This is a genomic window from Delftia tsuruhatensis (assembly GCF_903815225.1).
GTDB lineage: Bacteria > Pseudomonadota > Gammaproteobacteria > Burkholderiales > Burkholderiaceae_C > Comamonas > Comamonas tsuruhatensis_A.
In genome coordinates this window covers 2,156,568-2,175,228 of record NZ_LR813084.1, presented here as the reverse complement: position 1 = coordinate 2,175,228, position 18,661 = coordinate 2,156,568, and the positions used below count along the sequence as shown (strand labels likewise).

Here is an 18,661-nt window from a genome sequence, read left to right as displayed (position 1 = left end):
GACTCGCCACCCGCCCATGCACCAGCAGGACAGGAGCAGGCACGATGACCCTCAATTTCCGTCACGGTTCATTGCCGGGCCCGGGGCGTCTCCTCCTCCCTCCCTCTCATTCCCCCAGGCAGCTGCACAAGCACCGGCTCTTTCTCCCAAGGCCAGCCCCGCGCTGGCCTTTTTTCTCCGCCCTCGAATCACCAACCGAACTGCCGCTGGCTTGCGGCCAAGTCAGGCATTTGGTGCTCTTCGACTTACTTTTTCTTACCATTTTCTTACAACGAACCACCGACTGTGCTATACATGCCCATCTTTTACTGAATTCCTTTTCTCAACATGACTTCTGAATACAAAGCCCTTCTGCAGCAAAAAGCGGCACTCGAAGAGAAGATCAATGCACTGCTCAAGGAGGCAAAGGGCGATGCCATAGCCCAGGCGCAAACCCTGATCCGGCACTATGGGCTGACACAGAGCGACGTTTTCCCATCCATCAAGGGCAAGCACAGCGTGGGAGAGCCCCGATTCCGCAATCCGGAAACCGGCGCCACCTGGACCGGGCGCGGCAAACCGCCAAAGTGGATCGAAGGCAAGGATCGCGCGGCCTTTGCCCTCTGAGCACGCAGGCACGGACCGCATCAGATGTCCTAACATGTACTCTTCACCACCGTGGGGAGACACGCATGAGCAGACAGGTCGCTGGGACCGAACTGGCCGCCGAACTGGCCGACCACTTCATCGAAGTCATTCTGTCCACCAGGCCCGAGCTATTGGTCTCCGGCATAGGTGGCGTGGCGGATCTGCACCACATACAACAGGGTGCCAAGGCATTGGCGCATTTCCGCCTCACCTTGATCCAGGAACTGTCGCAGCAACCTCTGTCCCCCATGCCGGAGGATTGAGGGCCGCCAGAGCACTGGCATTCAAGCCCCAGATCAAGGCAAATAGTCCCCCGAAAATCCGTCAATCCAATTTCAACCCCGCACGAAACGTTGGCATGGTACAGCCAATGAATCTGTTCCCCTTGCCGTGATCTGCCCCAGGGCAAGGCCAAGAGCAAGGTGGGCGCCCCGAAGTACCGCGCCCCTGCCACCGGCGCGACATGGACCGGCCGGGGCACGTCGCCGAACTGGATCAAGGGCAAGGACCGGGAACAGTTCCTGATCGAAGCAGCCAAAAGTTTGGCGACGGGTTGCCGATACACCAAGCAAGGAAGTGCGCGCCAAGTCTAGGCGGCACCTCAAGCCCCCTGGGTGTGCGCTCGCCAGGGGCCTTTCCTTGCAGCACAGCGCTCGAGGGCCTGGAATCAAGGAATCGCGTTAATTCGGCTTCGCGTAGAAGCTGTGACCATTTTCAAGACAGGGGTTTGCGCCAAGCAGCTCCCAATCGGAGCGGCAGATGCCGACCACGGTGCTCGTATTGCTCAGAGTATTTCCCGCAGTGTCCCATCCGGACCAGTTGAACCGCCCGGTCAGGACCCCATACTCGTCCACTTTCAGGTTCTCAACCTTGTAGGAGTGAACATTCGGTCGAGAAGACGGGTCCTTGCAGGTCACGGACCCAGCGGAGTTGACAGACTGCCCCGAGACTTCGAGCCCACCTTCGTAGAAGCATGAGCCGCCATTGGCCAGCTCTTCTTCCATCCGAAAGATGCCATCCTTTGCGTAGATGCGGATCGTCCCAGGGGTCACCTTTCTGACCATTTGCCCAGCGGTGGAGTACATGAAAGATTTTGTGTGAAGGCGGCTCAAGTGGTCTTCAAAACGAAATCTCTTCATCAGTCGAGTAGCTTCACCAGGCAGCGTGATGGAAGCAGATGTCTCAGTGTCGAAGACGATGCGGACAGGGCCCACGACTTGCATGACCTCGCCGCTTTGCGCCGGACCGCCAAGCACGCGACCACCTCGGTATTCAGCAAGCTCGCCTTCGAAGATCTTCTCGTCCTTCAGCTGGCCCACCGCTTGCAGGAAGAGCGCCGATCCATCGGTCCTGTAGCCGTAGTAGGTGACGATGACGTTCAGCCCGCTTTGTCTGTCGATCTGAATTCCGCGCCCTGGCTTGCCGTTCAGCTCTCCATCAATCGCCCACATGCCCGAATCCGGCAGGGCCGACATTGCTGGGGCAGCCAGGCAAGAGGCGAATGCAGAGAACACAACACTACGGACAAAGCGACTCATAACGACTCCACTGATATTTGAGCTACATAAAGCCATCTGACTATAGCCGGCAATCATGGATCACGATACCCAACGCCATTACATGTCCTGGATTCAATTCAGTGTGGCTGGGGCAGACGCACTTCAAGAATCCCAGGGCGGGCCAGAAGCCATTCAGCCAGGCAGCCGAGTGAATCGACGGGAGCCTTCCCCGGGCAGGGCATCTTCAGGCGCAAGAAGAATCTGGGGCCCGCCACCATGCGGTGAATCGCGCACGGCCTGAAGAAGCTCGTTCTGAACGCTCCCCGGCCGTTCATCGTGAACATGGCCCATGGTGGGAAGATCGAACCGCTGGACCGGCCGATCAGCACCATCGCAACGGAGGCAGGCGGCTGCCGCGCCCTGGTGTCCCCCACCCTGATCCAGATGAGCTTCGGCGAGGGCAAGGACAGCGGCAAGCGCAGGAGCTATGGGGCCTCTCCTGCCGTTGCAGAGGAGCCGGCCAACGCTCTGCGCACACTGGCCGACCTGTTGGACAAGCGTGCCGCAAAGGCCGCGGCATCCCAGGCAACTGCAGGCCGAGTCCTTGCGCTGCACAAAGGTCATCACGGAGCGCAACCTCAGCATGGGCGGAGCCCGCAAAGCGGCTCGACCGCTTCCGGCCTCCCGACAAGTTTTGATACGCTCGCCGGATCATGCAATCAGGGCCAGGGGGACGGGATGGGAAAGTTCAGGAAATCACCATGCTGCGGCGCGCAGCCTTCTGAAGCGCACAGACGCTGAAGGAAGACTGCCATGTTATTGCGCATCCGTAAGGCCCTTGCGGCGCGGTTCGAAGTCGTGGCCGAGATCGTGGGCTTGAGCCTGACCCTGGGCGGCGCGGCGGCTGCCAGCTTGCTTGGCAAGCTGGTCCTGGCCCTGATTCTGGGCACCATCGCCCTGGGCATTTTCTTCAGACTGGCAGGACGCCGAAAACGGTCCCAGGCCTGCCCATCGCAGCGCGAACCCGGCTGGCTTGCCCCCATGGCAGGCCTGCTTGCGTTCATCGAAATCGGCGTGCTGGTGGAAGCCGTCGATCTGCCGGTGCGCTTTCACCAGCCAGGGTTTGCCTTGCATCACTGGCTCCTCGTTCTGGCAGCCCTGCTCGCCGCATCCTGGCTGCAGCTGCAGCTACTGCGCGCCGCGCGCAACGCAATCCGCGCCAAGCGTAGCGCCTGACACGTCAACTGCGGACTACCGCCTGCGTACCCTGCATGCGCGGGGCGGACACCGGACTGCGCCCCCAATTCATCAGCACCGTGCAGGGCCCCGGCCATGCCACCGCCCTGCACGATGCCGACACCGATGCTCTTGAGCTGTCGACCACGGCGTTGTCGTGGCAGTTACCGCGTCGGCTCATGCTGCTGTTCAGATTGTGGTCGCGCAGGAAGAGCTGCCACTCGTGACCAGTGAATTGCCAGCCCTGGTCGGAATGAACCACTACGGGTGCCCGCGGCTGGCGCCACCATGGCGCCAGCCGCGCGCGGTCAGCCAAGCCTGAGGCGTCAGAGCCTGGCTGAATCCGCGCACCTTGAAGCCGTGGGCCACGGACACCCAAATCCGGAAACGCTCTGGCTGCCGGTAGTGGAGCGAGCCGGGATCGGGTACCGGAACCCGTACCAGATCCGGCACCCCATATGTCCACGCTGCTGACCGCAGGCGCCAACCCCTGGTACGTGGCCCAACAGCTTGGGCACGAGGATGCGGAGATGGTTTTCCGGACCTAGGCAAGTTCATCGGGGAAAACTATCAGAAGCCGAAGGCTGAGCTGCGGCTCGTCAGTGGGTCGCAGTCCGTGCGAATCGCGTGCGATTCTGACGACACCGCAGGACACTTCAAGGCAAGAAAAAACCGCCACACGCTGAGGTTTTCAGCGTGTGGCGGTGTCCTGGATGGTGGAGCTGGCGGGAATTGAACCCGCGTCCGCAAGCCTTCGCCGGGCAGATCTACATGTTTAGCGTTCTGTTTTGAATCTCGCCTCCCGAGTCGCGCAGGCGCACGCTACCCGGGATGCCAGCTTCCTTGGATCTCGCCACGTACTAAGAAGCCCAGCATGTAGCCAGCTGATGTGAATTCCCTTGCAGCCGGGAGGTATTGCTACCCCCTTGCCCAGCCCATCAGCGTGCTGTTGCAAGGCTCACCGGATTTAAGCGGCGAGTGCGAAACGTTCGTCGTTTGCAGTTAGTTTTTTGAATGGAGATTTACGAGCGTCACTCAAGCTCGACATGCACCGCGCCGGTCCCGAACCCACGTCGAAACCAGGACAGCCCCATGGACGGTATTTTAGCTCCTTTCGAGCAGTTTCAAGAGCTCCAGGGGAGAATTGATTTGCGCATCGGCCTGCCAGAGGTGCGTGTCGCTGGCGGAGCCAAGGTAGCCATAGCAGGCTGCCACGGTCCTCATGCCGGCGGCCTTGCCTGCGATGATGTCGCGCTCATCATCCCCCACATAGATGCAGCACTGTGGTGGCAATCCGATGCGGGTGGCTGCCTCCAGCAGCGGTGCGGGATGGGGTTTGGGATGTGGCGTGGTGTCTCCGCTGATGATGGCTGCGGCACTGGCGAACAGCGGCATCTGCTGCGTCAGCGGATCGGTGAAGCGCATGGACTTGTTCGTGACCACTCCCCACGGCATGGCCACGGCACACAGGCGGTCGATGAGTTCCGCCACGCCATCGAAGGCGTAGGTGCGCTTGGTCATGCACTGCTCGTAGTTGCGAAAGAACTCCTCGCGCATGGCGGGAAACTCGGGGACTCCGGGGTGAGCCCGAACCCCACCCCAGCATTCCCCGCGCCCCCCCGCGCCCGCCATGGGACGATACCGCTCGTAAGGCAGCGATTGCAGACCTCGGTCGATGCGCATCTTGTCGGCAGCCGCTCCCAGGTCCGGCGCGCTGTCGATCAGCGTGCCATCCAGGTCGAACAGCACGGCTTGAACGTTCTGCCACATCGCGCTCACTCCCCGGCCCGCCGCGTGGCCAGCATGTAGTTCACGGCGGTGTCGGCACTGAGCCAGTAGCGCCCGGTGATGGGGTTGTGCTGCAGGCCCTTGCTGGCCTGCAGATCGAGGCCGGCCTGGCGGGCAAACATGGCCAGTTCGCTGGGCTGGATGAGCTTGGCGTACTCGTGCGTACCCTTGGGAATCATTCCCAGCAGGTACTCGGCCGCGACAATCGCAAGCCCGAAGGCCTTGACGCTGCGGTTGATGGTGGAAAAGAAAACCCAGCCACCGGGTTTGACCAGCTCGGCGCAGGCCGCCACCACGGAGCCGGGGTCGGGAACATGCTCCAGCATTTCCATGCAGGTCACCACATCGAAGGAAGCCGGCTGCTCCTGTGCCAGGCGCTCCACGCTGACTTCGTGGTAATGGATGTTGGGCGTTCCGGTCTCCAGCGCATGCAGTTGGGCCACCCGCAACGCCTTGGTAGCCAGATCGATGCCGACCACCTCCCCCGCCCCCTTGCGGGCCATGGAATCGGCCAGGATGCCGCCACCGCAGCCCACATCCAGTACCCTTCGCCCCTTCAGCGCCGCCAGGCCATCGATCCACTCCAGGCGCAGCGGATTGATCTGATGCAGGGGTTTGAACTCACTTTCCGGATCCCACCAGCGATGGGCCAGGCTGGAGAATTTTTCCAACTCCGCCGGGTCGGCGTTGAGGTTGATTGCGTTGCTCATGGCTCGATTGTCGGCGATTGCAGAGGCCATCCGGCCATAAAAAAAGCCCCGTCACCGGGGCTCTTTCGGGATGCAATCGAAAGATTACTGGGCGGCGCGGGTGCCGACCACTTCGATTTCCACGCGGCGGTTCTTCGCGCGGCCTTCCTTGGTCTTGTTGTCGGCGATAGGCTGCTTTTCGCCCTTGCCTTCGGTGTAGACGCGGTTCTTTTCGATGCCCTTGGACACCAGGTAAGCCTTCACGGCCTCAGCGCGGCGAACCGACAGCTTCTGGTTGTAGGCGTCGGAGCCGACGGAGTCGGTGTGACCCACGGCGATCACCACTTCCAGGTTGATGCCCTTGACCTTGGAGGCCAGGTCGTCCAGCTTGGCCTTGCCTTCGGGCTTCAGAACCGACTTGTCGAAGTCGAAGAAAGCGTCGGCGGAGTAGGTCACCTTGGAAGCCACAGCCGGTGCGGGTGCGGGTGCGGGTGCCGGAGCAGCCGGAGCGGGCGTTGCGGCAGGTGCCACAGCGGCGGCTGCAGGCTTCAGGGCGCCGTCGCAGTCAGCGGCTGCAGTGGCGGGCGTCCAGTTGGCATCGCGCCAGCACAGTTCGTTCGTGCCGTTCTTCCACACCAGTTCGCTGGTGCCGTTCTGCCAGTTGTCGATGGTCTTGCCACCGTCAGCAGCCTTCACTTGTGCACCAGCGGCCGTTGCGAGGGCAGCAGAGGCAAACAACATCGCCACTTTGTTCAGTTTCTTCATGGTTCTCCTCTTGGGGAAAAAGCCGCAGCTGGGCTGCGAATCTGTGGACGTCATCAGTGACCATCACCAAAAACGTTGAATTGATTGTGCCATACGTCACATGCGGAAGGACCTCCAAGGGGGTGCCAACAAGTAGGACAGCGGCGGAATTCCAGGGTTATGTTGCTCGGCTGCTACACGTCATTCGACCTAAAATGGGCCTTTTCCCGCCGTCTGAGTATCGCCACACATGACCCAGTTTGCTAAAGAAACCCTGCCCATCAGCCTCGAAGAGGAGATGCGTCGCAGCTATCTCGATTACGCGATGAGCGTGATCGTGGGCCGGGCCCTGCCCGATGCGCGAGATGGCCTCAAGCCCGTGCATCGGCGCGTGCTGTACGCCATGCACGAGCTGAACAACGACTGGAACCGCCCCTACAAGAAGTCGGCGCGTATCGTCGGCGATGTGATCGGCAAGTACCACCCGCACGGCGACAGCGCGGTGTACGACACCATCGTGCGCATGGCGCAGGACTTCTCGCTGCGCCACATGCTGGTCGATGGGCAGGGCAACTTCGGCTCGGTGGACGGTGACAGCGCCGCGGCGATGCGCTACACCGAAATCCGCCTGTCCAAGATCGCCCACGAGATGCTGGGCGACATCGACAAGGAAACGGTGGATTTCGGCCCTAACTACGACGGCAGCGAGCGCGAACCGCTGGTGCTGCCTTCGCGGCTGCCCAACCTGCTGGTCAATGGCTCCTCGGGCATCGCGGTGGGCATGGCCACCAACATTCCGCCGCACAACCTCAACGAGGTGGTCGATGCCTGCCTGCACCTGCTGCAGACACCCCAGGCCAGCATCGATGAGCTGATGGAAATCATTCCTGCCCCGGACTTCCCGACGGCCGGCATCATCTACGGCATCAACGGCGTCAAGGAAGGCTATCGCACAGGGCGCGGGCGCGTGGTCATGCGAGCCAAGTGCCATTTCGAGGACATCGACCGCGGCCAGCGCCAGGCCATCATCGTCGATGAGCTGCCCTACCAGGTCAACAAGAAGACGCTGCAGGAGCGCATGGCCGAGCTGGTACACGAAAAGAAGATCGAGGGCATCAGCCACATCCAGGACGAGTCGGACAAGTCCGGCATGCGCCTGGTGATCGAGCTCAAGCGCGGCGAGGTGCCCGAGGTCGTTCTCAACAACCTCTACAAGCTGACCCAGCTGCAAGACACCTTCGGCATGAACATGGTGGCGCTGGTCGATGGCCAGCCCAAGCTGTGCAATCTCAAGGACCTGGTCGAGGTCTTCCTGCAGCACCGCCGCGAAGTGGTGACACGCCGCACGGTGTTCGAGCTGCGCAAGGCGCGCGAGCGCGGCCATGTGCTGGAAGGCCTGGCAGTCGCCCTGGCCAACATCGACGACTTCATCGCCATCATCCGCAATGCACCGACACCGCCGGTCGCCAAGGCCGAGCTGATGGCCCGCAACTGGGACAGCAAGCTGGTGCGCGAGATGCTGACCCGCACCCGCACCGACGGCGGCGTGGTCAATGCCGACGACTACCGTCCCGAAGGGCTGGAGCGCGAGTTCGGCATGCAGGCCGATGGCCTGTACCGCCTGTCCGAGACGCAGGCCCAGGAAATCCTGCAGATGCGCCTGCAGCGCCTGACGGGTCTGGAGCAGGACAAGATAGTCGCCGAATACAAGGACGTCATGTCCGTCATCGAGGACCTGCTGGACATCCTGGCCAAGCCCGAGCGCGTGTCGGTCATCATTGGCGACGAGCTCAAGCAGATCAAGGCCGAGTTCGGCCAGAACAAGATGGGCGCACGCCGCAGCACGGTCGAGTACAGCGCCCAGGACCTGTCCACCGAGGACCTGATCACGCCCACCGACATGGTGGTCACGCTCAGCCACACGGGCTACATCAAGAGCCAGCCGCTGTCCGAGTACCGTTCGCAAAAGCGCGGCGGGCGCGGCAAGCAGGCCACGGCGACCAAGGAAGACGACTGGATCGACCAGCTGTTCATCGCCAACACGCATGACTACCTGCTGTGCTTCTCCAACCGGGGCCGCCTCTACTGGCTCAAGGTATGGGAGGTGCCGGCGGGATCGCGCGGATCGCGCGGCCGACCCATCGTCAACATGTTCCCGCTGCAGGACGGCGAGAAGATCAACGTGGTGCTGCCCCTGACCGGCGAATACCGCAGCTTCCCGGAAGACCACTATGTGTTCATGTCCACCAGCATGGGCACCGTGAAGAAGACGGCGCTGGACGAGTTCTCCAACCCGCGCAAGGCCGGCATCATCGCCGTGGGCCTGGATGAGGGCGACTTCCTGATCGGCGCGGCGCTGACCGATGGCAAGCATGACGTGATGCTGTTCAGCGATGGCGGCAAGGCTGTGCGCTTCGACGAGAACGATGTACGCCCCATGGGTCGCAACGCCCGCGGGGTCAAGGGCATGACCCTGGAGGACGGACAGAGCGTGATCGCCATGCTGGTCGCCGAGGACGAATCGCAAAGCGTGCTCACAGCCACCGAAAACGGCTACGGCAAGCGCACCTCCATCGTCGAGTACACCCGCCACGGCCGTGGCACCAAGGGCATGATCGCCATCCAGCAATCGGAGCGCAACGGCAAGGTCGTTGCCGCCACCCTGGTCCATGCCGATGACGAAATCATGCTGATCACCGACACTGGCGTGCTGGTGCGCACCCGGGTCTCGGAAATTCGTGAACTGGGCCGTGCCACGCAGGGCGTGACGCTGATCTCGCTGGACGAAGGCGCCAAGCTCGGGGGCCTGCAGCGCATCGTCGAAAACGATGCCAACGAAGCCGAGGGCGAATCCACGGGCGAGGAAGCACCGGACGGCGGCGCAGCCGCCGAAGGCACGGGCGAGCCTGCCTGATGCCGCCGCCACCGTTTCGGCAGTCTCCCGCAGGGGAACCGCCGAGGCGGTGGTCCAGATTTTTGACAGTCGCAGGCACCGTTCGACACGGCATCTGCGCGTGACTTGACAGTGAACTCCATGAACCGCCCATACAACTTCTCCGCCGGCCCCGCCGCCATTCCCGCCGAAGTGCTGCAGCAGGCTGCCGCCGAAATGCTCGACTGGCACGGATCCGGCATGAGCGTGATGGAGATGAGCCATCGCGGCAAGGAGTTCATCTCCATCTACGAACAGGCGGAAGCCGACCTGCGCGAGCTGCTGGCCGTGCCGCCCGAGTTCAAGATCCTGTTCATGCAGGGCGGCGGCCTGGCCGAAAACGCCATCGTGCCGCTGAACCTGTCGCGCGCCGGCACCGTGGACTTCGTGCTGACCGGCAGCTGGAGCCAGAAATCGGCCAAGGAAGCGCGCAAGTACGTGGCCGAAGCGCATATTGCCGCCAGCGGCGAAGACAGCAGGTTCACCACCCTGCCCGCGCCCGAGACCTGGCAGCTGAGCCGAGGCGCCAGCTACGTCCACATCTGCAGCAACGAAACCATCCACGGCATCGAGTTCCAGGAACTGCCCGACCTCAAGGCACTGGGCTGCGACGCGCCCCTGGTCATCGATTTTTCCTCGCATGTGGCCTCGCGCCCGGTGGACTGGAGCCGCGTGGGTCTGGCCTTCGGTGGCGCGCAGAAGAACCTGGGCCCGGCCGGCCTGACCCTCGTGATCGTGCGCGAAGATCTCCTGGGCCACGCCCTGCCCGCATGTCCCTCGGCCTTCGACTACAAGACCGTGGCCGACAACCAGTCCATGTTCAACACGCCTCCCACCTGGGGCATCTATATCGCGGGCCTGACCTTCCAGTGGATCAAGCGCCAGACGGAAGGCGCCCTGAGCGGCGTGGCGGCACTGCAGGCGCGCAACATCGCCAAGGCCGACCTTTTCTACCGGTACGTGGACCAGTCCTCGTTCTACGTGAACAAAGTGGCCGCCAACTGCCGCTCGCGCATGAACATTCCCTTCTTCCTGCGCGATGAATCGCGCAATGACGCCTTCCTGGCCGGAGCCCGGGAACGCGGCCTGCTGCAGCTCAAGGGCCACAAGTCCGTAGGCGGCATGCGTGCCAGCATCTACAACGCCATGCCCATCGCTGGCGTGCAGGCGCTGGTGGACTACATGCGCGACTTTGAACAGCGCAACGCCTGACCGACCCCACCCTGCCCATGAGCACCACACCCCAAGCCTCCCCCGATCTCGCACACCTGCGCGTGCAGATCGACGACATCGACCAGCAATTGCTGGACCTGCTGAACCGGCGCGCCCGCGTGGCCGAACAGGTAGGCGAAGTCAAGAAGCGCGAAGGCACACCCTTCTTCCGCCCGGACCGCGTGGCCCAGGTGATCCAGAAGATCGAGTCCGCCAATCCCGGCCCGCTCAAGAATGCCCATGTCTCGGCCATCTGGCGCGAGATCATGTCGGCCTGCCTGGCGCTGGAGTCGCCCCAGCGCGTGGCCGTGCTCGGCCCGGCGGGCACCTTCTGCGAGGAAGCCGCCATTCAGTACTTCGGCGGCGCCGCCGACCTGATGTACTGCAACAGCTTCGACGAAGTCTTCCATGCCACGGCCGCTGGCAGCGCCCAGTATGGCGTGGTGGGCGTGGAAAACTCCAACGAAGGCGTGGTCACGCGTTCGCTGGACATGTTCCTGCACACGCCCTGCCACGTGGTGGGCGAGGTCAGCCTGCTGGTGCGCCACAACCTGCTGCGCAGCAGCAACACCACGGACGGGATCAAGGTCGTCGCCGCCCATCCGCAAGCCCTGGCGCAGTGCCAGGGCTGGCTGTCCAAGCACCTGCCCCATGCCGAGCGCCGCCCGGTCTCCAGCAATGCCGAAGGCGCCCGCCTTGCCGCCCTGGACCCGGAGGTCGCCGGCCTGGCCAGCGAACGCGCGGCCCAGCAGTTCGGCCTGCACGTGGTGGCCCACGCCATCCAGGACGATGCCTACAACCGCACGCGCTTTGCCGTCATCTGCCTGCCGCACACGTTGGCAACGCCCTCGCCCAGCGGCCAGGACTGCACCAGCATCATCATCTCCGTGCCCAACCGTCCCGGCGCCGTGCATGATCTGCTGGTCCCCCTGAAGAAGCATGGCGTCTCGATGACGCGGTTCGAGTCGCGCCCCGCGCGAACCGGACAGTGGGAGTACTACTTCTACATCGACCTCGAAGGTCACCCCGCCCAGCCCAACGTGGCCAGCGCGCTCGAAGAGTTGCGCGGCCTGTGCGCGTTCTACAAGGTGCTGGGCACCTACCCGGTGTCCAAGTGATGCAGCCTTTCGAACAACTGGGCCTGATCGGCTGCGGCCTCATGGGCGGCTCGTTCGCCCTGGCACTCAAGCAGGCAGGCCTCGTCAAGCGCGTCGTCGGCTACAGCAAATCGCCCTCCACCACCGAACGTGCCCGCCAGTTGGGCGTCATCGACGTGGAAGCCCCGTCCGCGCTGCTGGCGGCGGCAGGCGCCGACCTGGTGCTGCTGGCCGTGCCCGTGGCGGCCACCGAGGCCACGCTCAAGTCCATCAAGCACCTGGTCACGCCCGAGATGATGATCATGGATGTGGGCTCGACCAAGGTCGATGTGGTGCATGCGGCCCGTTCGGCACTGCGCGATCAGCTCGGATCCTTCGTCCCGGCCCATCCGATCGCGGGCAAGGAGGTCTCGGGTGTCGAGCACTCCGACGCCCAGCTGTACAAGGGCGCCCAGGTGATCCTGACACCCACGGAGCGCACGCTGACCGGGCACCTGCACAAAGCACGCACGCTGTGGGAGCTGCTCGGCTGCCGGGTACGCTCCATGTCGCCCGAGGCGCATGACGGCGCCTTCGCCACGGTCAGCCATCTTCCGCACCTGCTGGCCTTCGCCATGATGCAAAGCGTGATCTCCCAGCCCGGCGCCGACGAAGTCCTCTCCCTGGCCGGCCCGGGATTTCGCGACTTCACGCGCATTGCCGCGGGCGACGCGAAAATGTGGCGCGACGTGCTGCTGGCCAACAGCGAGCAGGTTCTGGCCCAGTCGCGCCAGTTCCAGCAGGCGCTGCAACAGCTCGAATCCCTGATCCAGGCCGGCGATGGCCAGGGCCTGGAAGACCGACTGACGCTGGCCAGTGCCGCCCGCGCCCACTGGCGCCTCGGCTCCGAACGCCGCTGAGCGCACCTTTGCGCATTGCGGCACGCACCCGCAATGCCCTCCAGAACGCCTGTCCTCCCCCAATCGCCATGTTCAGCACCGCCTTCCTCGATCTTCCCGCACTCGCCCACGCACAAGGCACGGTGAACCTGCCCGGCTCCAAGAGCATCTCGAACCGCGTGCTGCTGCTGGCCGCACTGAGCCAGGGCACGACCGTGGTCCACGACCTGCTCGACTCGGATGACACGCGCGTGATGCTCAAGGCCCTGGGCCAGTTGGGGTGCCGGGTGGAGCCCGCCGCCATCGTCGCGGGCCAGCCCGTGCGCGTCACCGGGCTGGGTGGGGCGTTGCCGGCGGGCGCCAGCGCCGAATTGTTCATGGGCAATGCCGGTACGGCGATGCGGCCGCTGACTGCCGCCCTGTCGGTGCTGGGCGGCGACTTCCGACTCAGTGGCGTGCCCCGCATGCATGAGCGCCCCATCGGCGACTTGGTCGATGCACTGCGCCAGCTGGGCTGCCGCATCGACTACCTGGGCAACCCGGGCTTTCCCCCGCTGCACATCGGCCAGCCCGATTTCTCTCAACTGCCGCAAGCGTCCATCCAGGTGCGCGGCGATGTCTCCAGCCAGTTCCTGACCTCGCTGCTGATGGCGCTGCCGCTGCTGGCCACCACGCGCGACATCACCATCGACGTGGTGGGCGAGCTGATCTCCAAGCCGTACATCCACATCACGCTGCAATTGCTGGAGCGCTTCGGCATCGCCGTGCGCAACGACGACTGGCAGCGCTTCACCATCCCCGCCGGCAGCCGCTACCGCTCACCGGGCGAGATCCATGTCGAGGCCGATGCCTCCTCGGCCAGCTATTTCATCGCACTGGGCGCCATTGCCTCGGCGCATGCCGATGGCGTGCGTATCCTGGGCGTGGGACAGGACTCCATCCAGGGAGACATCCGCTTCGTCGAAGCCGCCCGCGCCATGGGCGCCGATGTCGAAGGCGGCTCCAACTGGCTGCGCATCCGCCGTGGTGCCTGGCCGCTCAAGGCGATCGACCTGGACTGCAACCACATCCCCGACGCCGCGATGACGCTGGCCGTCATGGCACTCTACGCCGACGGCACGACCACCTTGCGCAACATCGCCAGCTGGCGCGTCAAGGAGACCGACCGCATCGCGGCCATGGCCCAGGAACTGCGCAAGCTGGGTGCCGGCGTCGAGGAAGGCGCGGACTACATCCGTGTCACGCCACCGGCTGCAACCGATTGGCGCGCGGCCAGCATCCACACCTACGACGACCACCGCGTGGCCATGTGCTTTTCGCTGGCCGCCTTCAACCCGGCCGCCGTGGCGGTGCGCATCGAAGACCCCAAGTGCGTGGCCAAGACCTTCCCCGATTATTTCGAGGCCCTGTTCTCCGTGTGCAGCACGCCGCGCGAGCGCATTCCCGTGATCTGCATCGACGGCCCCACGGCCTCGGGCAAGGGCACCATCGCCGCCGAAGTGGCCCAGGCCCTGGGCTACCACCTGCTGGACTCGGGCGCGCTCTACCGACTGACGGGACTGGCGGCCTCGCGCGCCGGCATGGCGCTGGATGAGCCCCATGCCGCGCAGATCGCCGCACTGGCGCGCGAGCTGCCCGTACGCTTCGACGCTGAGCAGCGCATCTGGCTGGGCGACGAGGATGTCACGCTGGCCCTGCGCAGCGAAGAGGCAGGCATGAACGCCTCGCGCGTCTCGGCCCTGCCGGCCGTGCGCGACGCCCTCATGGACCTGCAACTGTCGTTCCAGCAATTGCCTGGACTGGTGGCCGACGGGCGCGACATGGGCACGGTCGTCTTTCCCCACGCGCCCCTGAAGGTCTATTTGTCGGCCTCCGCCGCCTGCCGCGCCGAGCGCCGGCATAAGCAGTTGATTTCCAAAGGAATTGCCGCTAATATAAGCGCCCTTCGGGCAGACCTTGAGGCACGCGATGCGCGGGACATGAACCGCAGCGTGGCGCCGCTGAAGCCCGCCCCGGATTCCATGCTGCTTGACAGTTCCGAGCTTTCCATCGAAGAGGTGGCGGCCCAGGTGCTGTCGTGGTGGCAGGAACGCCAGCCCTTCGGCCGCAACTGATTCTTTCGATTGCGCCGCCGGGCCGGCAAATCGCCCTCCGGGCCCAGGCATGGCGGTACAGCCCCGTGCACGGCCCGAGGTTCATTGGCTCAAAACCCGTGGTTGAACCCACAAAACCTCCGCACACAGTCCTAGAAACGCTTGGCAATGGTGCCAGCGGAAACCTGTCTGCGGGCAAGGAAATACATGTCTGAATCTTTTGCCTCCCTGTTTGAAGAATCGCTGCAACGCACCGAAATGCGTCCTGGCGAGGTCATCACTGCCGAAGTCGTGCGCGTCGAGCACAACTTCGTCGTCGTGAACGCTGGCCTGAAGTCGGAAGCCTACGTGCCGATCGACGAATTCAAGAACGACCAGGGTGAAATCGAAGTCCAGGTGGGCGACTTTGTGTCGGTCGCCATCGGCTCGATCGAAAACGGCTACGGCGACACCATCCTGTCGCGCGATACCGCCAAGCGCCTGGCTTCGTGGCTGGCTCTCGAAAAGGCCCTGGAATCGGGCGAATTCGTGACCGGCACGACCTCCGGCAAGGTCAAGGGCGGCCTGACGGTGCTGGTCAACGGCATCCGCGCCTTCCTGCCCGGCTCGCTGATCGACACCCGTCCGATCAAGGACCTGACTCCGTACGAAAACAAGACGATGGAGTTCAAGGTCATCAAGCTGGACCGCAAGCGCAACAACGTGGTGCTGAGCCGCCGCGCCGTGGTCGAAGCCTCGATGGGCGAAGAGCGCGCCAAGCTGATGGAAACGCTGAAGGAAGGCGCCATCGTTCAAGGCGTGGTCAAGAACATCACGGAGTACGGTGCGTTCGTGGACCTTGGCGGCATCGACGGCCTGCTGCACATCACCGACATGGCATGGCGCCGCGTGCGTCACCCTTCGGAAGTCGTGCAGGCTGGCCAGGAAATCACGGCCAAGATCCTCAAGTTCGACACCGAGAAGAACCGTGTCTCGCTGGGTCTGAAGCAGATGGGCGACGACCCCTGGATGGGCGTTTCGCGCCGCTACCCCTCGGGCACCCGTCTGTTCGGCAAGGTCACGAACATCGCCGACTACGGCGCGTTCGTCGAGCTGGAGCCCGGCATCGAAGGCCTGGTGCACGTCTCCGAAATGGACTGGACCAACAAGAACATTGCTCCGACCAAGCTGGTTGCACTGGGCGACGAAGTGGAAGTCATGGTGCTGGAGATCGACGAAGACAAGCGTCGCATCTCGCTGGGCATGAAGCAGTGCAAGGCCAACCCCTGGCAGGAATTCGCGCAAAACACCAAGCGCGGCGACCGCGTCAAGGGCCCGATCAAGTCCATCACCGACTTCGGCGTGTTCGTGGGTCTGGCTGCCGGCATCGACGGTCTGGTGCACCTGTCCGACCTGTCCTGGAATGAGCCCGGCGAAGCCGCCGTGCGCAACTACAAGAAGGGCCAGGAAGTCGAAGCCATCGTGCTGGCCGTGGACGTCGAGCGCGAGCGCATCTCCCTGGGCATCAAGCAGCTGGACAGCGATCCCTTCACCACGTTCGTGACCGTGAACGACAAGGGCCAGATCGTGTCGGGCAAGGTCAAGTCGGTGGACGCACGCGGTGCCGAGATCGACCTGGGCGAAGACATCGTGGGCTACCTGCGTGCTTCGGAAATCGCTGCGGACCGCGTCGAAGATGCCCGTTCGGTGCTGAAGGAAGGTGACGAGATCACCGCCGTGGTGGTCAACGTGGATCGCAAGACCCGCAACATCCAGCTGTCGATCAAGGCCAAGGACCAGGCGGACCAGCAAGAGGCCATGGCCTCCCTGTCCGCCCAGTCGGCCAAGGAGAACGCCGGCACGACCAGCCTGGGCGCTCTGCTGCGCGCCAAGCTGGACAACTCCGACAAGTAATCAGCAGCCAGTCTGCTGACCTCTGAAGGTCGGATGCGACGGGCGCCTCCGGGCGCCCGTCGCCATTTCAACCCCTGACTCCTACCCTTGATGACCCGATCCGATCTCGTCGAAGAACTCGCCGCCCGATTCGGCCAATTGAGCCAGCGCGACGCCGAGCAGGCCGTCAAGACGATTCTTGACGCCGTCAGCGATGCCCTGGTGCGAGGCCATCGCATCGAAATCCGCGGCTTTGGCAGCTTCTCGGTCAACCATCGTCCGCCCCGCATGGGCCGCAACCCCCGCAGCGGCGAGGCCGTGCACATCCCCTCCAAGCGCGTGCCGCACTTTAAGCCCGGCAAGGCCTTGCGTGAAGCAGTGGACCTGCGCCCGGGATCGCCGACCGACGGCGCCACCTCCTGAACACCTGCCTGCCGCTCCGTCCGCACGCCGTGCGACCGCCGTCACCGGCAGGCTCTAGAATCGTTCCCGTCACACAAGGGAACCCATGAAGTACTTCCTGTGGCTGCTCAAGGCGGCCATTTTTTTTACGCTGTTCGCCTTCGCGCTGAACAACCAGCAGGATGCGACGGTGCACTTCTTCTTCGGCACCTCCTGGACCGCGCCACTGGTACTGGTGGTCCTGACCGCTTTCGCCCTGGGCCTGATCGTGGGCGTGCTGGGCATGGTGCCGCGATGGCTCAAGCACCGCAACGCCGCCCGCTCGGCCCAGGCCGCCGCGCCAGCCGGCGCGGCGGCGTCCACGTCGGTGACCGCGGCCAAGCCGGCCGCGACCTCCCCCATCCTGCCAGGCGACGTGCATGGAATTTGATCTGAACTGGATATTGCTCGGCCTGCCCGTCGCCTTCGTGCTGGGCTGGCTGGCCTCGCGCTGGGACCTGCGCCAGATACGCGCCGAAAACCGCCAGGCCCCCAAGGCCTACTTCAAGGGGCTCAATTTCCTGCTCAATGAACAGCAGGACAAAGCCATCGACGCCTTCATCGAGGCGGTGCAGAACGACCCCGACACCTCCGAGCTGCACTTTGCCCTGGGCAACCTCTTTCGCCGCCGGGGCGAGTACAACCGCGCCGTGCGCGTGCACGAGCATCTGCTGTCGCGCGGTGACCTCAACCGCACAGACCGGGACCGCGCCCAGCACGCGCTGGCGCAGGACTTTCTCAAGGCCGGCCTGCTGGACCGCGCCGAGGATGCGCTGCGCCGCCTGGAAGGAACCGCCTTCGAGGCCGAGTCCCGTCTGGCACTGCTGGCCATCTATGAACGCTCGCGCGACTGGACGCAGGCCGCGGCCATCGCCCGCCGCATGCAGGAGGCCAACCAGGGTGATTTCAGCGGGCGACTGGCCCACTATCTGTGCGAAGACGCCCAGGCTCTTCTGACCCAGGGCCAGCAAGCCGAAGCCCTGCAGCGGCTGCGGCAAGCCATCACGACCGCCCCCCAGGCCGCGCGCCCCCTGCTGGAGCACGCGCAGTTGCAGCATCGGATGGGACAGTCGACCCAGGCGCTGCACACCCTGGAGAGCCTGGCGGAACAGTCACCGGCCACCCTGCCGCTGGCGGCCAACCTGCTCGTGGAGATCGCGACCGCCACGGGCCAGCACCCCCGCATCCACCAGTTGCTGAGCCAGCAGTATGCCCAGGCCCCCTCGCTGGACCTGCTGCAGGCGCTGGTTGCGCTGGACTCCCAGCAAGGCACGCAAGGCGATGGAACGCCTGCGCCCGGGCGCGCCCGCCTGGTCCAGCACCTGGACAGGGAGCCCTCGCTGGTCGCCGCCGCGCAGTGGCTGGCAGGGGAAAAGCTGACCGAAGAGCAATACCACCCAGCCGTGCAACGTGCGCTGGACCACGCCGCAAAGCCCCTGACCCGCTACCGCTGTGCTGCCTGCGGCTTCGAGGCACGCCAGCATTTCTGGCACTGCCCCGGCTGCCAGAGCTGGGACAGCTACCCTGCCAGGCGCGTCGAGGAGCTGTGACGC

The 18,661-nt window shown here is 64.2% G+C and carries 17 protein-coding genes, 1 other RNA gene and 3 pseudogenes; 15 read left to right on the top strand and 6 right to left on the bottom strand.

From position 1 onward, the window contains the following. Positions 1 to 327 precede the first annotated feature (327 nt). The 3 genes and pseudogenes from L1Z78_RS09835 to L1Z78_RS09825 form a co-directional block, all read left to right on the top strand. On the top strand, positions 328 to 606 hold the full coding sequence (locus L1Z78_RS09835; RefSeq protein ID WP_234641315.1) for an H-NS histone family protein: 279 nt from the start codon (positions 328 to 330) through the stop codon (positions 604 to 606). A 65-nt stretch (positions 607 to 671) separates the two neighbouring features. Continuing rightward, a complete protein-coding gene (locus tag L1Z78_RS09830; RefSeq protein ID WP_234641314.1) occupies positions 672 to 890 on the top strand; it encodes a hypothetical protein in 219 nt (72 codons plus the stop codon). A gap of 153 nt (positions 891 to 1,043) precedes the next feature. Continuing rightward, positions 1,044 to 1,220: pseudogene (locus tag L1Z78_RS09825) on the top strand (H-NS family nucleoid-associated regulatory protein); the annotation flags it as partial. A gap of 87 nt (positions 1,221 to 1,307) precedes the next feature. Here L1Z78_RS09825 and L1Z78_RS09820 read toward each other — a convergent pair. Further along, positions 1,308 to 2,165, bottom strand: a complete 858-nt coding sequence (locus L1Z78_RS09820) for a hypothetical protein (protein ID WP_234641313.1) — start codon at positions 2,163 to 2,165, stop codon at positions 1,308 to 1,310. 297 nt (positions 2,166 to 2,462) lie between these two features. On the opposite strand from L1Z78_RS09820, the gene L1Z78_RS09815 reads away from it, so the two are divergent. After that, positions 2,463 to 2,927 carry a hypothetical protein gene (locus tag L1Z78_RS09815; RefSeq protein WP_234641312.1) on the top strand — a complete coding sequence of 155 codons (465 nt, stop codon included), beginning with the start codon at positions 2,463 to 2,465 and terminating at the stop codon, positions 2,925 to 2,927. Between the two features lie 12 nt (positions 2,928 to 2,939). Further along, positions 2,940 to 3,362 carry a hypothetical protein gene (locus L1Z78_RS09810; protein ID WP_234641311.1) on the top strand — a complete coding sequence of 141 codons (423 nt, stop codon included), beginning with the start codon at positions 2,940 to 2,942 and terminating at the stop codon, positions 3,360 to 3,362. A gap of 136 nt (positions 3,363 to 3,498) precedes the next feature. On the opposite strand, the pseudogene L1Z78_RS09805 reads toward L1Z78_RS09810, so the two are convergent. After that, positions 3,499 to 3,657, bottom strand: a pseudogene (locus L1Z78_RS09805) (DDE-type integrase/transposase/recombinase); the annotation flags it as partial. A 27-nt stretch (positions 3,658 to 3,684) separates the two neighbouring features. On the opposite strand from L1Z78_RS09805, the pseudogene L1Z78_RS09800 reads away from it, so the two are divergent. Beyond that, positions 3,685 to 3,963 (top strand): annotated as a pseudogene (locus L1Z78_RS09800) (integrase); the annotation flags it as partial. A 113-nt stretch (positions 3,964 to 4,076) separates the two neighbouring features. On the opposite strand, the gene ssrA reads toward L1Z78_RS09800, so the two are convergent. From ssrA to ompA, 4 genes are all read right to left on the bottom strand, one after another. Continuing rightward, positions 4,077 to 4,454, bottom strand: a transfer-messenger RNA (tmRNA) gene (ssrA, locus tag L1Z78_RS09795). A gap of 12 nt (positions 4,455 to 4,466) precedes the next feature. Continuing rightward, complete coding sequence (locus L1Z78_RS09790) at positions 4,467 to 5,132, bottom strand: HAD family hydrolase (protein ID WP_234641310.1); 666 nt, start codon at positions 5,130 to 5,132, stop codon at positions 4,467 to 4,469. A 5-nt stretch (positions 5,133 to 5,137) separates the two neighbouring features. After that, entirely contained in the window at positions 5,138 to 5,860 is a 723-nt protein-coding gene (gene ubiG, locus L1Z78_RS09785) for a bifunctional 2-polyprenyl-6-hydroxyphenol methylase/3-demethylubiquinol 3-O-methyltransferase UbiG (RefSeq protein ID WP_234641309.1), read from the bottom strand. An 84-nt stretch (positions 5,861 to 5,944) separates the two neighbouring features. Beyond that, on the bottom strand, positions 5,945 to 6,604 hold the full coding sequence (gene ompA / locus L1Z78_RS09780; protein ID WP_275444450.1) for an outer membrane protein OmpA: 660 nt from the start codon (positions 6,602 to 6,604) through the stop codon (positions 5,945 to 5,947). 229 nt (positions 6,605 to 6,833) lie between these two features. Here ompA and gyrA point away from each other — a divergent pair, with 229 nt between their 5' ends. The 9 genes from gyrA (at position 6,834) to lapB (ending at position 18,658) form a co-directional block, all read left to right on the top strand. Next, a complete protein-coding gene (gyrA, locus tag L1Z78_RS09775) occupies positions 6,834 to 9,497 on the top strand; it encodes a DNA gyrase subunit A (protein ID WP_234641308.1) in 2,664 nt (887 codons plus the stop codon). Between the two features lie 120 nt (positions 9,498 to 9,617). Further along, entirely contained in the window at positions 9,618 to 10,727 is a 1,110-nt protein-coding gene (gene serC / locus L1Z78_RS09770; RefSeq protein WP_234641307.1) for a 3-phosphoserine/phosphohydroxythreonine transaminase, read from the top strand. A gap of 17 nt (positions 10,728 to 10,744) precedes the next feature. Next, positions 10,745 to 11,845 carry a prephenate dehydratase gene (gene pheA / locus L1Z78_RS09765; RefSeq protein WP_234641306.1) on the top strand — a complete coding sequence of 367 codons (1,101 nt, stop codon included), beginning with the start codon at positions 10,745 to 10,747 and terminating at the stop codon, positions 11,843 to 11,845. Beyond that, positions 11,845 to 12,723: a prephenate dehydrogenase gene (locus L1Z78_RS09760; RefSeq protein WP_234641305.1), complete on the top strand. Its 879-nt coding sequence runs from the start codon at positions 11,845 to 11,847 to the stop codon at positions 12,721 to 12,723. The genes pheA and L1Z78_RS09760 overlap by 1 nt, the downstream gene beginning before the upstream one ends. Before the next feature lie 68 nt (positions 12,724 to 12,791). Beyond that, positions 12,792 to 14,816 (top strand): bifunctional 3-phosphoshikimate 1-carboxyvinyltransferase/cytidylate kinase, encoded by a 2,025-nt coding sequence (locus L1Z78_RS09755; protein ID WP_234641304.1) that lies wholly within the window; start codon positions 12,792 to 12,794, stop codon positions 14,814 to 14,816. A 147-nt stretch (positions 14,817 to 14,963) separates the two neighbouring features. Then, a complete protein-coding gene (rpsA, locus tag L1Z78_RS09750) occupies positions 14,964 to 16,688 on the top strand; it encodes a 30S ribosomal protein S1 (RefSeq protein WP_267967003.1) in 1,725 nt (574 codons plus the stop codon). Positions 16,689 to 16,778: 90 nt separating this feature from the next. Next, a complete protein-coding gene (locus L1Z78_RS09745; protein WP_234641302.1) occupies positions 16,779 to 17,090 on the top strand; it encodes an integration host factor subunit beta in 312 nt (103 codons plus the stop codon). Between the two features lie 85 nt (positions 17,091 to 17,175). Continuing rightward, positions 17,176 to 17,499 (top strand): LapA family protein, encoded by a 324-nt coding sequence (locus L1Z78_RS09740; RefSeq protein WP_234641301.1) that lies wholly within the window; start codon positions 17,176 to 17,178, stop codon positions 17,497 to 17,499. Continuing rightward, the gene (lapB, locus tag L1Z78_RS09735) at positions 17,489 to 18,658 is read left to right on the top strand and encodes a lipopolysaccharide assembly protein LapB (protein ID WP_234641300.1); all 1,170 of its coding nucleotides are present in this window, start codon (positions 17,489 to 17,491) and stop codon (positions 18,656 to 18,658) included. The genes L1Z78_RS09740 and lapB overlap by 11 nt, the downstream gene beginning before the upstream one ends. The last annotated feature ends 3 nt before the right edge of the window (positions 18,659 to 18,661 follow it).